This window comes from Nesterenkonia sp. HG001, from assembly GCF_034438835.1.
Lineage (GTDB): Bacteria > Actinomycetota > Actinomycetes > Actinomycetales > Micrococcaceae > Nesterenkonia > Nesterenkonia xinjiangensis.
Genome location: NZ_JAOSZD010000001.1, coordinates 63,009 through 77,763 on the forward strand (window position 1 = coordinate 63,009; position 14,755 = coordinate 77,763).

Sequence of the window (14,755 nt, forward strand, 5' to 3'; positions counted from 1 at the left end):
GTGAGCACCGAACAGTCAGATCCGTGGATCGGCACCACCGTCGACGGACGCTACGAGATCGAGGACCGGGTGGCCCGCGGCGGCATGTCGACGGTCTACCTGGCCCGTGACGCGCGTCTGGGCCGCCACGTGGCGCTCAAGGTGCTGTTCCCCCATCTGGCCGAGGATCGCAAGGTCGTCGAGCGCTTCGAGCAGGAGGCCCGCAACGCCGCCCTGATCTCTCATCCCCACGTCGTCCAGGTCCTGGACCAGGGGCAGACCCGCGAGACCGCCTACCTCGTCATGGAGCACGTGCCCGGGGCGACGCTGCGCACCCTGCTCAAGCGCGGCCCGATGACCCCTCGCCTGGCGCTGACCTACACCGAAGCCATCCTCCACGGGCTCGGCGCCGCCCACCGAGCCGGTCTCGTCCACCGCGACATCAAGCCGGAGAACGTGCTGGTCTCTCGGGATGGGCGCATCAAGCTCGCCGACTTTGGCCTCGCCCGAGCCGCCACTCACCACTCCGGGACCAGCACGCTGATGGGGACGGTCGCCTACATCTCACCTGAGCTGCTCTCCGGTGAAGGTGCCGACGAGCGCGCCGACATCTATGCCGTCGGGATCCTGCTCTACGAGATGCTCACCGGGGTGCAGCCCTACACCGGGGACTCCCCGGTCCGTGTGGCCTTCCAGCACGTGAACTCCACGGTGCCGGCACCCTCTGCCGCAGTTCCCGGGCTCTCCCCGGCCCTGGACGAGGTCGTCCGGTCAGCCACGCGTCCCGCGGTCGAGGAGCGTCCCAAGCACGCCGACGAGCTCCTCGCCCTGGTACGCCGGTGCCGTGCGGAACTCCGCGAGGAGGACCTCGACCACATTCCTCCCCAGGAGCACCCCGCGGGAGAAGAGACGCACGACGGCGGAACTCCCGACGGGACGGCTGTGCTTCCGGGCGCCGAGGCCGGAGCGGCCCCGGCCGAGCAGCGGCACGCAGCTGCGGCCGCGGCCGCGGGCCAGGCCTCCGCCGAGGGTGGCTTGGAGAGCGCCGATGAGGGCGCCACCGCCGCGTGGGGGCCCCAGGAGGAGTTCCCCACTCGGGTGGAGGCCGATGCGTGGGACGACGACGTCGCCGCCGCCCTGCTGCACGCCCGTGCCGGAAGCACGCTGGAGGAGGATGAACGGCAGACCGTCGCGGAGGTCCCCACCGAGGCCTTCCGCTCACCGGACCCCGGGCAGCAGCACGCCCCATGGCAGGGCCCCGTGGTCTCTCATGAGCCCGATGGTGCCGTCGGGGCGCCCGAGGGGGACGACGCCACCACGGTGCTCGCTGCTGCGCCCGGCCCAGACCGGCCCCCCGGCACAGAGAAGGCCCCGGCCGGCCCGACCGACGCCCTGCACCGGCCCGTCGGCTCCGCGGCGCCGAGCGCGGAGGAGACCTCGGAGTTCTCCGCCGTCGGGCCCCTGCGTCCGTTGCGCCGTGGTGAGCAGGAATCCCGGGAGGACGAGCCGGCCCCGGGGCGCGGGCCCGCCGCCTGGGTGCGCCGCCGCGGTGAGCAGCCCGGTGACGAGCGACGCCGTCGTCAGCGCCCCACTGTGGAGCTGTCCCGACCGACCCCCACGCGCACGTGGCTGACCATCGCCGTCGTGATGATCTGCACCGCCCTGCTGGTGCTCTTCGCCTGGTACCTGGGGCTGAGCCCAGAGATCATCCCCAGCCTCGGACACAGCGACGCCTCGGAGCTCCCCACCATGGTGGCCGGGGCGCTCCGAGGCGACTGAGGCTGCGAAGAGGGCCGAGGCTCACTCCACCTGGGTGAGCGCCTCCGCCACGAGGAAGGCCATCTCCAGGGACTGCTTGTGGTTCAGCCGCGGGTCGCACAGCGACTCGTAGCGGGCGTCGAAGGCTGACTCGTCGATGATGTCAGAGCCGCCCAGGCACTCGGCGACGTCGTCACCGGTCATCTCCACGTGCAGGCCGCCGGGGTAGGTCCCCAGCGAGCGGTGCACCTCGAAGAACCCGCGCACCTCGTCCATGACATCGTCGAACTGACGCGTCTTGTACCCGTTCTTGGCCGTGATCGTGTTGCCGTGCATCGGGTCCGTGACCCAGACGACCTTGGCTCCGGAGTCGCGCACAGCTTCGACCAGCGGGGGCAGCTTCTCGCGGATGTTCTTCGCGCCCATCCGGGTGATGAAGGTCAGGCGGCCCGGCTCACGCTGCGGGTCGAGCTTCTCGATGAGCGCCAGCAGGTCCTCCACTGTGGTCTTCGGCCCGAGCTTCACGCCCAACGGGTTGTGCACACGGGAGAGGTAGTCCACATGGGCGCCGTCGAGCTCTCGCGTGCGCTCCCCGATCCACACGAAATGGCCTGAGGTCACGTAGGGCTCGCCGGTGCGGGAGTCGATGCGGGTCAGCGCCCGCTCGTAGTCCAGCAGCAGAGCTTCGTGAGCCGCGTAGAACTCGGTGCGCTTCAACGCGTCGAAATCTGCACCGCAGGCCTCCATGAAGCGCACGGCGCGGTCGATCTCGCCGGCGATGGACTCGTAGCGGGCATGCGCTGGGTTGTCCATGAAGCCCTTGTTCCACTGCTGGACCGCGCGCAGGTCGGCGAAACCGCCCTCGGTGAAGGCCCGCACGAGGTTCAGCGTGGCGGCGGACGTGTTGTAGGCACGCACCATGCGCTTCGGGTCCGGGATGCGGGAGTCCTCGGTGAAGTCGAAGCCGTTGATGATCTCGCCGCGGAAGCTCGGCAGGGTCACGTCTCCGCGTGTCTCCATGTCCGAGGAGCGCGGTTTGGCGAACTGGCCCGCCATGCGGCCCATCTTCACCACCGGCAGGGAGGCGCCGTAGGTGAGCACCACCGCCATCTGCAGCAGCGTCTTCACTCGGGCGCTGATCTTGTCCGCGGTGGCTCCGGCGAAGGTCTCCGCACAATCCCCGCCCTGCAGAAGGAAGGCCTCCCCGGAGGCGACCTTGGCCAGTCGGCGCTTGAGCTTGTCCACCTCCCCGGCGAAGACCAACGGGGGGTTGGAGGAGAGCTCGTCGACGGCGGAGTCGAAGTCGGGATGGTCACGCCAGTCCGGCTGCTGCCGGATGGGCAGCCGACGCCACTCGTCCAGACCCGGATAGTCGGCGGCACCGGTGTGGAGGATCTCTCCGGGCGCGGTCAACGGGGTCTGGACGGAGGTCTTCTCTGGCGTAGTAGTCACGTCATAAGCCTAAGGCTCACACCGCCGGTCGACCCAATGCGGGCGGCGCTCGGTCCAGATGCTGGACTGACGCGCCACAGCCGCGGTTGGCCCTCGCCGGTCCCGCTCAGCCCTCACGTCCGGCCGCGGCCTCGGAGTAGAGGTCGTCGACGACGTCGGAGTAGTCCTTCATCACGCTGGGACGCTTGATCTTCATCGAAGGGGTCAGGTGCCCGGACTCGATGGTGAAGTCTTCCTCCAGCAGCCTGAAGGTGCGGATCGACTCGGCACGGGAGACGGACTCGTTGGCGCGATCGATCACAGACTGCACATGCGTGAGGATCTCGTCACGGGTGATGAGCTCGCTCATCGGCGTCTGCGGGTCGATGCCGTGCCGCTCGAGCCACTGCGGCAGGGTCTCAGGGTCCAGCGTGATCAGCGCGGCCACGAACGGCCGCGCGTCGCCCACCACGACCACCTGGGAGACGACTGCGTCAGCACGGATCTGATCCTCGAGCTGGGCCGGCGCCACGTTCTTCCCGGATGCGGTCACCAGGATCTCCTTCTTACGACCGGTGATAGTCAGGAAACCGTCATCGTCCAGCGAACCGATGTCGCCGGTGCGGAACCAGCCGTCCTCGGTGAACGCCTCGTCTTTGAGCTCCGGGCGGTTGCGGTAGCCGGAGAAGACGCACACTCCCTTGCCGAGCACCTCGCCGTCGTCGGCGATCCTGACCGCACATCCCGGCAGCGGGACCCCGACAGAGCCGATCCTGAACTTCTCCGGGGTGTTCACGGTGATCGGCGCCGTGGTCTCGGTGAGCCCGTAACCTTCCATGATCATCACCCCGATGCCATGGAAGAAGTGACCCAGCCGAGCACCCAGCGGACTTCCTCCGGAGACCGCGTGGGTGACCCGCCCGCCCATGCGGGCATGCAGCTTGGAGTAGACCAGCTTCGAGAACAGCTTGTGCTTCATGCCGAGCACGAAGGGCACCGTGCCGGCCTCCTGGGCCTTGGACCAGTCGATCGCTGTCTGGGCGGCCTTCGCGAAGATGGCGCCCTTGCCGTCGCCCTCGGCCTTCATCATGGCTGCGTTGTAGATCTTCTCGAACACGCGCGGCACGGCCAGCAGGAAGGTCGGACGGAAGGTGCCCAGGTCATCGACGAGGTCCTTGATGTCGGCGGTGTGGCCGACACGGGCGCCGGCCGCCACGCACAGCACCGAGATGAACCGGGCGAAGACGTGCGCCAGCGGGATGAACATCACCGTGGAGGAGTCCTTGTTCACCACATGCGCCAGCGACTTGGTGGTCTGCAGGGACAGCTCGGTGAAGTTCCCGTGGGTGAGCTCGCACCCCTTGGGCCGCCCGGTGGTGCCCGAGGTGTAGATGATGGTGGCCAGCTCGGACAGGCCGGCCCGGGAGCGGCGTCGCTCGATCTCCGCGTCCTCGACCTCGGCACCGGCGGCCCGGAGGGAGTCGAGATCGTCATTGTCGAGACGAAGCACCCCGCTGACGCTCTCCAGCTTCTCCTGGGAGACGGCGCGGTCCACGACCTTCTCGTGCGGAGCGCTGTCGACGAAGACCAGACGCGCTCCGGAGTCCTCCACGATCCAGGCGACCTGGGAGGGCGAGGAGGTCTCATAGATCGGCACGGTCACCGCACCCGCGTACCAGATGGCGAAGTCCAGCAGGGTCCACTCGTACCGCGTGGGGGCCATGATGGCCACCCGATCCCCCTCCTGGATCTCACGGGCCACCAGACCCTTGGCGAGAGCGACGACGTCCTCCCGGAACTGCCCGGCGGTGACATCGGTCCACTCACCGGGGCTGAGCTGGCGGCCGAAGAGCACGTTCGCGGAGTCCGCCTCCACCTGGCGTTCGAGCAGGTCGGTGATGTTGAGCTCGGCAGGGACCTCGATGACCGGCGGGGCGGCGAATTCCTTCACGACTGGACTCCTCTGTCGACGGACCGTTGCAGTGGGGCCAGGTGCTCGGCACCACCTCACGGCGTGGGGCACTACTTGATGGTAACTACAATGTGGCCCGACTCACAGTAATGACCGGGAGGGGCTGCTGTCCACAAGGTCATGGAATCCCTCCGGCGGCTCAGACCTGTGCCCCGTCGCCCGACCCCGTGCGGCTCCGCGGCATCTGCAGGAACAGCGTCACCAGACCGACCAGCGTGACGCCGATCAGCGCCGGAGCAGCCCAGGAGGGAATCGTCATGGGGAGCCAGGTGAGCAGCAGCAGCGCCAGCAGCCCTCCGACGGCGAGCACCACACCGAGCACGACGGCGGGCTTGGCCCCGGCCAGCGGGCTCTTCGGGTTGGGTGGTCTGAAGTCATCGATCTCATCGAGCGAATCCTCGTCCACGGACCAGTCCCGGGGCCCCGGCCCCGAGCCGCTCACGGGCCGAGAGGATCCCCGACGGCTGAAGATCGCACTGGGATCGTCGTCGCGGTGGCGGGTCATTCGTCCTCCCCTGAAGGTAACTGCATCATGGGCCTGCCTGCGGCTCGCCCGACCTGGCGGCGTCGCGCAGGAATTCGAGCGTGCGCCAGCCGACGGCGTCGGCGTCGTGGTCCAGGGTGGCGACGTGCAGCGAGCGTTCCAGCACGACCTCCGTCAGCTGCCCTGGATCCATGTTGTTCACCAGAGTATCCGCTGAAGAGCGCGGAAGGACATTGTCCCTCGCCGACCGGAGCAGCAGGACCGGGGCGCGGACGTCGTCCAGCTCACCGCGGACCTGTGCGATCAGCCGCCCCAGAGTCGCCACCGCGCGCACCGGAGTGCGGTCATAGGCCTCCTCCACCGTCCCTGGCCTGGCGATGTCCCCTCCCACCGGCGTCGTGGAGGGCAGCACCCCGCCCAGAAGCCGCGCCAGCGTCAGCTGGAAGGGCTTCAGTCGCAAACACGGATTGATGGCGACCACGGCAGAGGGGCTCCGCCGCGCGGCCACATGGAGCGCGAGGGCGCCTCCCATGGAGAGCCCGACGACGGCGACCTGCCGACGTCTCGCAGCCAGCCGATCCCACCCGGCCAGCGCTGCCCGCAGGATCTGCTCGGCGGAGGTGGTGTTGAGATCCTGCCAGCGCGTGCCGTGGCCCGGCAGCATCGGCACGTGCACCGCACAGCCGGCGTCGCGGAGCACCTCGGCCACCGGCGCCATGGACGCCGGCGTGGAGGTGAATCCGTGGAGCAGCAGCACCCCCGGCATGCCGGGGGCGGGGACCGGTCCGCGAGAGGCCTGGAGAACGGTCGGGGCATCGAGTCTCCGGTGGGGCATGGCACCACAGTAGCCGCAGGCCCACGGTCTAGAGTGGAGCACGGCCGCCCTGGACGGACCCGCTTCCGGCCGGCCTGCCTGACAGACCTCCCGCGGGCCCGGCCTGCCTGCCGTGGCCCCCGCTCCGAGGAAGGACGCCCCGGCTCGTGTTCTACTACGTCGCGAAGACCTTCGCCGTCGCCCCTGCGGTCAACGGCCTCTTCCGCCCCTGGGTCAAAGGGCTGGACAACATCCCCGAGGACGGTCCCGCCATCCTGGCCTCCAACCACCTGTCCTTCTCCGACTCGGTGTTCATGCCGGTGAAGGTGCCACGTCCCGTGCGGTTCCTGGCCAAGAAGGACTACTTCGTGAAGAGGGGCGCCACCGGCTGGGTGACCCGGAAGTTCTTCGACATCACCGGCCAGATCCCGATGGACCGCTCCGGTGGACGAGCCAGCCAGGACTCTCTGGACGCCGGCGAGAAGGCCCTGCGCGAGGGCGCGCTGCTGGGGATCTACCCCGAGGGCACCCGCAGCCCGGACGGTCGCCTCTACCGTGGCAAGCTCGGCGTGGCGCGACTCGCGCTGCGCACGCAGGTGCCGGTGATCCCGGTGGCGATGATCGGCACCGACAAGGTGCAGCCGATCGGCAAGAAGGTGCCCTCCATCCGCCGGGTCGGGCTCATCATCGGGGAGCCGCTGACCTTCGAGGCCTATCACGACAACGCGGAGGACCGTTTCGCCCAGCGGGCGGTCACCGACGAGATCATGTACCAGATCATGAGGCTCTCCGGACAGGAGTACGTGGACCGGTATGCCGCGGACGTGAAGCGCCGCCTGGAGGCAGGCGAGTCCTGAGCCGGCAGCGGGCGGCGAGGGTCCCGGCGGCGCTCCTCGCCACCCGCTGAGCCTTCACCCCCCGATGATCGTCACCGACAGTGGTGGCGGTTCAGACGCCGGCCTCCTCGAGAATCCCGCGACACTCCTCGAAAGCGGCGTCCTGGCTCCAGACCTCGGCGCCCTCCTGATGCTTCACGAGGGTGCGCTGGAGTATGCAGTACGTAGGCTTGCGCTCGTAGTCGCCTTCGTGAAGGGTCGCGTCACCCTCACCGGGGAACGTGTTGGGCACCCAGCTGTGGGCGTCCAGGGTCCCCCAGATGGTGAACGAGTTGCAGTTGTCCACGTCCAGGCATGCCTGCAGGACGGTCTCGAACCTCTCGGCCGCGCCCGCGCGGTCCGCGGCGCTCATCCGGTCACCCTCATCGACCTCTCCGCGGACGTCGATCTCGGTCACCGCGGTGTGCAGTCCGAGGGCGTCGAATCGCTCGAGGTTGTCCTGGTATGTCTCGTCGAAGCCGTACTGCATGCTCAAGTGGGTCTGGGCGCCGAAGCCATGCACCGGCACTCCGCGGTCCAGCTGCTCCTGGACCAGATCGTAGTAGGCGTCGGACTTCGCATTGATGCCGTCGACGTTGTAGTCGTTGTAGAACAGCAGCGCCTCAGGGTCCTCCTCATGGGCCCAGCGGAAGATGTCGTCGAGGATCTCGACGCCGAGTTCACGGATCCAGATGTTCTCGTCGTCGCGGATCGAGGCGTCGGCGTCGTCGCCGAAGATCTCGTTGGCGACGTCCCACTGCTGGATGCAGCCGGCGTAGCGGGAGACCACGGTGCGCACATGGTCCTCCAGGATCTCCCGGAGCTCCTCGGGGCTGTGGTCACCCTCCTCCAACCAGTCGGGGTTCTGCGAGTGCCAGGACAGCGCGTGGCCACGGACATCCATGTCATGGGCCTGGGCGAGCTCCACGACGGCGTCGGCGGCCTCGAAGTCGAAGACCCCCTCCTCCGGATGGACGAACTCCCATTTCAGGTAGTTCTCATGGGTGATCGAGGAATATTCCTCGGCCAGGTGCTGTCGATAGTCCGCGTCATCCGGGAACGGGTCCGGGTACTCCTCGTCGGAGTGGTGGCCGCCTCCTGCGGCCACGTTGCCGATGCGGATGTCGTCGTCACTGTGGGCCCTGAGCGAGTCGCGGTCGGCCTCATAGGCGGTGCGTCCGCCCTCAGGGGCGAAGGCGCACTGGCCGTCGTCGGCGTCGTTCCCATCTCCGGGGCGCCCGGGATTGTCCGGCTTGCCAGGGTTCTCAGGCCGTCCGGCGTTCCCCGAGTTCCCCGGGCTGTCCGGCCGTCCGGCGTTCCCTGAGTCCCCCGGGCTGTCCGGCCGTCCGGCGTTCCCCGAGTTCCCCGGGCTGTCCGGCCGTCCGGCGTTCCCCGAGTTCCCCGGGCTGTCCGGCCGTCCGGCGTTCCCCGAGTTCCCCGGGGCGCCCTGCTCCTGCGCGCCGTCGGGGGCGTAGGCCGCAGCCGGCTGCGCGGCGACCGCGCCCAGCGACACCGTCAACAGCCCGGTGCACAGGGCGGCGGCGAGACGCCGCGTGGTGGTCTGCGATGGCATGTGATCCTCCTGAGTTCGAGTGCTCGGTCAGACATACATGGAGGGAGCGCTCTCATCGCGGGTCGGCCTGAGCCAGGTCCGCCATTCGTCCGGCGAGATGTGGCCCACCCCATGTTTTGTCTTCCCGAGAGACTATTTATTCGAGGATCATGTGTCAACCGTCACAGACACCCCCCTGCCGCAGCTGCAGACGCAGAAGGGCCCCGGAGGAGATCCTCCGGGGCCCTTCTGTCGGCTCGTGCGCGAGGGGGGACTTGAACCCCCACGCCCGTGAAGGCACTGGCACCTGAAGCCAGCGCGTCTACCAATTCCGCCACTCGCGCGAGCTGCCATCCAGGAAGCTTCTCGGCCCGTTATCCCACCGTCACCGGCAGGCCTCGTTCCGTTCACTCCGTCGAACAGCGATATCCATCCTAACCACAAGCTCAGCCGGTCGCCTAATCGAGGTTCCGTGACGCCCGCCACAACACTGCTCGGGCCTCAGTCCCCCTCCCCGACCACCACGTCCGCGGCGTCCAGGATCTCCTCCGGGACCTCCAGACCCATCTGTTCGGCCGCCTGCGGGTTCACGTGGAGCTCATGCTCCTCGGACACCTCCACGGGCATCGTGGCCGGGTCCTCCCCCTCCAGCAGGATGCGCAGCGCCATCTGTCCGGACTGCCTGCCGATGGCATGGTGATCGACGCCGTAGGTGGCCACCGCGCCGCGATCCACCGAGTCGACGTCAGCGGCGAAGAGGGGGATCTGCTGCTGCTGACCGAACTGGACCACGGACTCCAGCGCGGAGACCACCACGTTGTCGGTGGGGATCCACAGGGCGTCGACCTCGGCGAGCGCTTCCACGCCCTGCTGGACCTCGGCGGAGTTCGTCACGGTGGCGGTGCGGATGTCCAGCCCGAGATTCTCGGCGGCCGCCTCGGCCAGGTCCACCTGCACCTGAGAGTTGGTCTCCCCCGAGGCGTACAGGATGCCCAGCGTCTCCACGGAGGGGTCGATCTCGGTGATCAGCTCGAGCTGCTCGTCGACGGGGTTCAGGTCCGAGGTGCCGGTCATGTGCCCGCCCGGAGCCTCCCAGGACTCCACCAGTCCCGCCGCCTCCGGGTCTGTGATCACCATGAACAGCACAGGGGTCTCACCGCCCTGGGTCGCCGTGGCGATCTGCTGGGACTGCGAGGTCGCGATGGTGGCGATGAGGTCATGACCGCCGCCCGCGAGCTGGGAGGCGATCGTCGCCTCGATGGAGGCGTCGCCCTGGGCGTTCTGCTCCTCCCAGTCGACCTGCACACCGGCATCCTCCACCGCCTCCTTGAAGCCCTCCCGGGTGGCATCGAGCGAAGGATGCGCCACCGGCTGGGCGATGCCGATGGAGAAGCTCTGCGCCTCACCCTCTCCGCCGTCCTGGTCCGCGCCGCAGCCGCTCAGCAGCACAGTCACGGCTGCCAGGCCGGCCGTCGCCTGGAGCGCTCCTCGGGACGCCCCTCCTCCGATGGTGCTGCGCACGGTCGTCCTCCTCAGCTCAGACGGGTGCCGATCCCCGCGGACACGGCCCCGGGGCGGCAGATCGATCGCTAGACATGCTCGCACGGATGCGTCGCCGGCACGAGGATGACACCGGAGGGTGCCCGGCACGGCGACGTGTCGGGACTCGATAGACTCGTAGGCGTCATGCCTGAACCCACGCGCGCACCCTCCCGACGCTCCCCACGCCCGAACGCCGGACGCGAGCGCGGTCGGGCCCGACGAGGCCCCGAGCGCCGCAGTTTCACCGCAGCAGACCTGAACTACCCTGATGAGCTTCCGGTGACCGGGGAGCGCGAGATCATCCTGGAGGCGCTGCGCGAGCATCAGGTGGTCGTCGTCGCCGGGGAGACTGGGTCCGGCAAGACGACTCAGCTGCCGAAGATGTGCCTGGAGCTGGGGCTGCAGCGCGACGGCATCATCGGGCACACCCAGCCACGCCGGCTGGCCGCCCGCACCGTGGCCGAGCGACTGGCCGAGGAGCTGGGCACCGACATCGGCGAGGACATCGGCTACCAGGTCCGCTTCACCTCCGAGGTCTCCGAGGCCAGCTCGGTGAAGCTGATGACCGACGGCATCCTGCTCACCGAGCTGCGCCGCGACCCGATGCTGCGCCGGTACTCGGCCATCCTCATCGACGAGGCCCACGAGCGCAGCCTCAACATCGACGTCATCCTCGGGTACCTGAAGTCGATCCTGCCGAAGCGTCCGGAGCTGAAGGTCATCATCACCTCGGCGACCATCGATCCGGAGCGCTTCGCGACCCACTTCAGCCCTGACCCGGACGAGCCCACGGTGCCGATCATCGAGGTCTCCGGACGCACCTATCCGGTGGAGGTCCGCTACCGGCCCCTGCGCCCCGACGTCGAGACCAGCGAGCAGGACGCCTTCGACGAGGACTCCGCAGGTGCGGGCTCCTCGGAGGAGCGGGACATGATCGACGCCGTCGGCGACGCCGTGCTCGAACTCGCCGAGGAGCCCGACGGAGACATGCTCGTCTTCTTCCCGGGAGAACGGGAGATCCGCGACGCCGCCGACGCGCTGGCCGACGTCGTCCGGCGCGACCGTCGGCTCGCCGACGCCGAGATCCTCCCGCTGTTCGGCCGGCTCTCGCTGGCCGAGCAGAAGCGTGTCTTCTCTCCCGGGGGTCGGCGACGGATCGTACTGGCCACCAACGTCGCCGAGACGTCGCTGACCGTGCCCGGGATCAAGTACGTCATCGACACCGGCACAGCCCGCATCTCCCGGTACTCGACCCGCACCAAGGTCCAGCGGCTGCCCATCGAAGCCATCTCCCAGGCCAGCGCGAACCAACGCGCAGGACGCTGTGGCCGCACCAGTGACGGCATCTGCATCCGGCTCTACTCCCAGGGCGACTTCGAGTCGCGTCCCGAATTCACCGATCCGGAGATCCTGCGCACCTCGCTGGCCTCGGTGCTGCTGCAGATGTCTTCGATGGGGATCACCCGCACCCCTGAGGACCTCCTCGACTTCCCCTTCGTCCAGCCTCCCGACGCCAAGGCGGTCACCGACGCGGTCCGGCTCCTCACCGAGCTGGGCGCACTGCACACCGGCGGCAAGACCCCGGGCGGGGGCGCGCGCCGAAATCGCCAGGGGGAGCAGGAGCGTCGAGGGTCGATCACGCCGGTGGGCCGTGCCCTGGCGCAGCTGCCGGTGGACCCTCGGCTGGGACGGATGATGGTGGAGGCCGGCCGGCGGGATTGCCTCGAGGAGGTCACCGTGCTGGTGGCCGGGCTCTCCATTCAGGACCCGCGCGAGCGCCCGGCCGCCGTCCGCCAGCAGGCCGATGAGATGCATCGCCGATTCGCCGACGACGCCTCCGACTTCTCCGCGCTGCTGAACCTCTGGCAGCATCTGCTCATCCAGCAGCAGGAGCTCTCCGGCAACCAGTTCCGCAAGATGTGCCGCCGTGAGCATCTGAACTACCTGCGGGTCCGGGAGTGGCAGGATCTGGTGGTCCAGCTCGCCGATCTCGCGAGACAGGCGGACCTGGGGCCGATCACCCGACCCCGCCGACGCAGCCAGATGCCCGTGGAGCCGGCGGCACGGCACGACGCGGTGCACCGATCGCTGCTCTCCGGGCTGCTGAGCCACATCGGCCTGTACAGCCCACGGACCCGTGACTACCTAGGCGCCCGCGGCACGCGGTTCGCCGTCTTCCCGGGCTCCGGGCTGTTCAAGAAGACCCACGACTGGATCATGGCCGCCGAGCTGGTCGAGACCTCCCGACTGTGGGCTCGGACTGCCGCGCGCATCGACCCCACGTGGATCGAGGAGCTCGCCCCGCACCTGGTCAAACGCACCCACTCCGAGCCTCGCTGGTCCTCCCGCCAGGGCGCTGCCGTGGCCACCGAGAAGGTGACGCTCTACGGGGTCCCGGTGGTGGCGGACCGACAGGTGCTCTTCGGCCGCATCGATGCCGAGCAGAGCCGCGAGCTGTTCATCCGGCGCGCGCTCGTCGAAGGCGACTGGACGACCCGGCACCACTTCGACCGACGCAACCGAGAGCGGTTCCAGGAGATCGAGGAGCTGGAGAACCGCACTCGACGGCGCGATCTGCGCGCCTCGGACGACATGCTCTTCGCGTTCTTCGACGAGCGGCTGCCGCAGGACATCACCTCCCAACGGCACTTCGACTCCTGGTGGAAGAACCAGCGCCACGAGACCCCGGAGCTGCTCGACCTCACCGAGGATCATGTCCTCGGCGAGGGTGCCGAGGCCGTCGACGTCGAGGCGTTCCCCGAACACCTGGACCTCGACGGCCTGCGCCTCGAGCTGCGCTACGAGTTCAATCCGGACTCCTGGAGCCGCGGCGAGGGACGCGGCACCACCGCCGACGGCGTCACCGTCCGGGTGCCGATCCTCTTCCTCAACCAGCTGCGGCCCGCTCACTTCGACTGGCTGATCCCCGGGCTGCGCACGGAGCTGATCACCCAGCTGATCAGGTCGATGCCCAAGCAGCTGCGCAAGAACTTCGTGCCGGCCCCGGACGTGGCCGCCCAGGCCCGCGCACGTCTCGAGGAGGAATTCGTCCCCGGGGAGGATCCGCTCGCCCCGTCGCTGGCGACGGTGCTTCAGCGGCTGCGCGGCGAGCGTGTCGACCCTGAGGCCCTCGACCTGCGGAGGCTCCCGGCGCACCTGCGCTTCACCTACGCCGTGCTCAGCGAGCGCGGACGGGTGCTGGACAGCTCCCAGGACCTGGAAGAGCTGCAGCTGCGCTTCGCCCAGCAGAACCGCGAGGCGATCAGTCGGTCGCTGGCCGGAGGCGGCAGGCGCGAGGAGGGCCGGCCCGGCTCCCCCCAGGGCTCCCGGGGCGGCGGCTCGGTGCCGCCGCAGGCCATGCCGGGCAGCTCCGGCAGATCCGGGCGCCACCGTCACGCCGCCGAGGGTCCCGGGACCGACCCCTCGGCAGGAGCCTCGCCCGTGCCCGCCCAGCGGGAGCAGACCTCCTGGACCTTCGGCGACCTGCCTCGGGAGCTCAGTCGCGGGGTGGGCGGTCGTGAGGTGACCGGCTATCCGGCCCTGGCGGAGGAACAGAAGGGACGCCGGGGGGTGCACTGCACCATCCAGGACTCCGCCGCCGACCAGCACCGGGTCCACCGCCGCGGGATCGTCGCACTGCTGCGCGAGGTCCTGCCCTCTCCGCAGCGCTATGTGGTGGACCATCTCAGCAACCGCGAGCGCCTGGCCTTCGGCCGCTCCCCGCATGGAACCGTGGAGTCCCTGGTCACCGACTGCACCACCGCGGCCCTGGACCACCTGGTGCCTGCGGAGCTGCCCTTCAGCGCCGTCGAGTTCGAACAGGTCGCCCGGGAGGCCCGTGCAGAGCTCATTGAGACCGTGCTGGCCCTCACCGACGTGCTGGCCAAGGTCCTCACCGCTTCTGCGCAGCTGGGGACACGGCTGGACTCTGCCGGCTCCGCCGCTCTGCAGCCGGCCGTCAGCGACATGCGCGCCCAGCTGGAGGTGCTGGTGCATCCGGGCTTCGTGGCGGCCACCGGGCAGATGCAGATGCGGCATCTGCCCCGGTACCTGCAGGCGATGGCACTGCGTCTGGACCGGCTCGAGGCCGGCCAGGGCCTGACCAAGGACGCCCAGGACATGGCGCTGGTCCAGAAGCTGGAGGACGAGTACGACACGGCCATCGAAGCGGTGCCCGACCAGCTGCCGGTGCCGGAGCAGCTGGCCGGGGTGAAGTGGATGCTGGAGGAGCTGCGGGTCAATCTCTTCGCCCAGCAGCTGGGCACCGCGCAGACGGTCTCGGCCAAACGGATCCGCCGAGCCATCACGCAGGGGTCGCGCTGAGCGGTGGTCCTCCCCTGCGCCGGGG

Annotated in this window: 9 protein-coding genes and 1 tRNA gene; 3 read left to right on the top strand and 7 right to left on the bottom strand. The window is 69.3% G+C overall.

The window, feature by feature from the left end; all coding sequences use genetic code 11:
- The gene (locus tag ODE13_RS00280) at positions 1–1,758 is read left to right on the top strand and encodes a protein kinase domain-containing protein (protein ID WP_322477477.1); all 1,758 of its coding nucleotides are present in this window, start codon (positions 1–3) and stop codon (positions 1,756–1,758) included.
- A gap of 21 nt (positions 1,759–1,779) precedes the next feature.
- On the opposite strand, the gene ODE13_RS00285 is transcribed toward ODE13_RS00280, so the two are convergent.
- The 4 genes from ODE13_RS00285 to ODE13_RS00300 all read right to left on the bottom strand — a co-directional run bounded on the left by ODE13_RS00285 (position 1,780) and on the right by ODE13_RS00300 (position 6,459).
- Positions 1,780–3,150: a class II 3-deoxy-7-phosphoheptulonate synthase gene (locus tag ODE13_RS00285; RefSeq protein ID WP_179543204.1), complete on the bottom strand. Its 1,371-nt coding sequence runs from the start codon at positions 3,148–3,150 to the stop codon at positions 1,780–1,782.
- 145 nt (positions 3,151–3,295) lie between these two features.
- Entirely contained in the window at positions 3,296–5,119 is a 1,824-nt protein-coding gene (locus ODE13_RS00290) for an AMP-dependent synthetase/ligase (protein ID WP_322477478.1), read from the bottom strand.
- Positions 5,120–5,279: 160 nt separating this feature from the next.
- On the bottom strand, positions 5,280–5,645 hold the full coding sequence (locus ODE13_RS00295; protein WP_179542486.1) for a hypothetical protein: 366 nt from the start codon (positions 5,643–5,645) through the stop codon (positions 5,280–5,282).
- Between the two features lie 25 nt (positions 5,646–5,670).
- The gene (locus ODE13_RS00300) at positions 5,671–6,459 is read right to left on the bottom strand and encodes an alpha/beta hydrolase (RefSeq protein WP_322477479.1); all 789 of its coding nucleotides are present in this window, start codon (positions 6,457–6,459) and stop codon (positions 5,671–5,673) included.
- A gap of 146 nt (positions 6,460–6,605) precedes the next feature.
- On the opposite strand from ODE13_RS00300, the gene ODE13_RS00305 reads away from it, so the two are divergent.
- A complete protein-coding gene (locus ODE13_RS00305; RefSeq protein WP_322477480.1) occupies positions 6,606–7,295 on the top strand; it encodes a lysophospholipid acyltransferase family protein in 690 nt (229 codons plus the stop codon).
- Between the two features lie 91 nt (positions 7,296–7,386).
- On the opposite strand, the gene ODE13_RS00310 is transcribed toward ODE13_RS00305, so the two are convergent.
- The 3 genes from ODE13_RS00310 to ODE13_RS00320 form a co-directional block, all read right to left on the bottom strand.
- Positions 7,387–8,886 carry an endo-1,4-beta-xylanase gene (locus ODE13_RS00310; protein WP_322477481.1) on the bottom strand — a complete coding sequence of 500 codons (1,500 nt, stop codon included), beginning with the start codon at positions 8,884–8,886 and terminating at the stop codon, positions 7,387–7,389.
- A gap of 239 nt (positions 8,887–9,125) precedes the next feature.
- Positions 9,126–9,209 (bottom strand) — tRNA-Leu (locus ODE13_RS00315).
- Positions 9,210–9,366: 157 nt separating this feature from the next.
- Complete coding sequence (locus ODE13_RS00320; RefSeq protein WP_322477482.1) at positions 9,367–10,386, bottom strand: ABC transporter substrate-binding protein; 1,020 nt, start codon at positions 10,384–10,386, stop codon at positions 9,367–9,369.
- Positions 10,387–10,551: 165 nt separating this feature from the next.
- Between ODE13_RS00320 and hrpA the strand changes: the two genes are divergently transcribed.
- Entirely contained in the window at positions 10,552–14,730 is a 4,179-nt protein-coding gene (gene hrpA / locus ODE13_RS00325; protein WP_322477483.1) for an ATP-dependent RNA helicase HrpA, read from the top strand.
- Positions 14,731–14,755: the final 25 nt, after the last annotated feature.

What these genes read in the sequence shown, in the direction of transcription:
- hrpA (WP_322477483.1), top strand. Translation starts at nt 10,552, where the DNA reads ATGCCTGAACCCACGCGCGCACCCTCCCGACGCTCCCCACGCCCGAAC.
- ODE13_RS00300 (WP_322477479.1), bottom strand. Translation starts at nt 6,459, where the DNA reads ATGCCCCACCGGAGACTCGATGCCCCGACCGTTCTCCAGGCCTCTCGC.
- ODE13_RS00310 (WP_322477481.1), bottom strand. Translation starts at nt 8,886, where the DNA reads ATGCCATCGCAGACCACCACGCGGCGTCTCGCCGCCGCCCTGTGCACC.
- ODE13_RS00295 (WP_179542486.1), bottom strand. Translation starts at nt 5,645, where the DNA reads ATGACCCGCCACCGCGACGACGATCCCAGTGCGATCTTCAGCCGTCGG.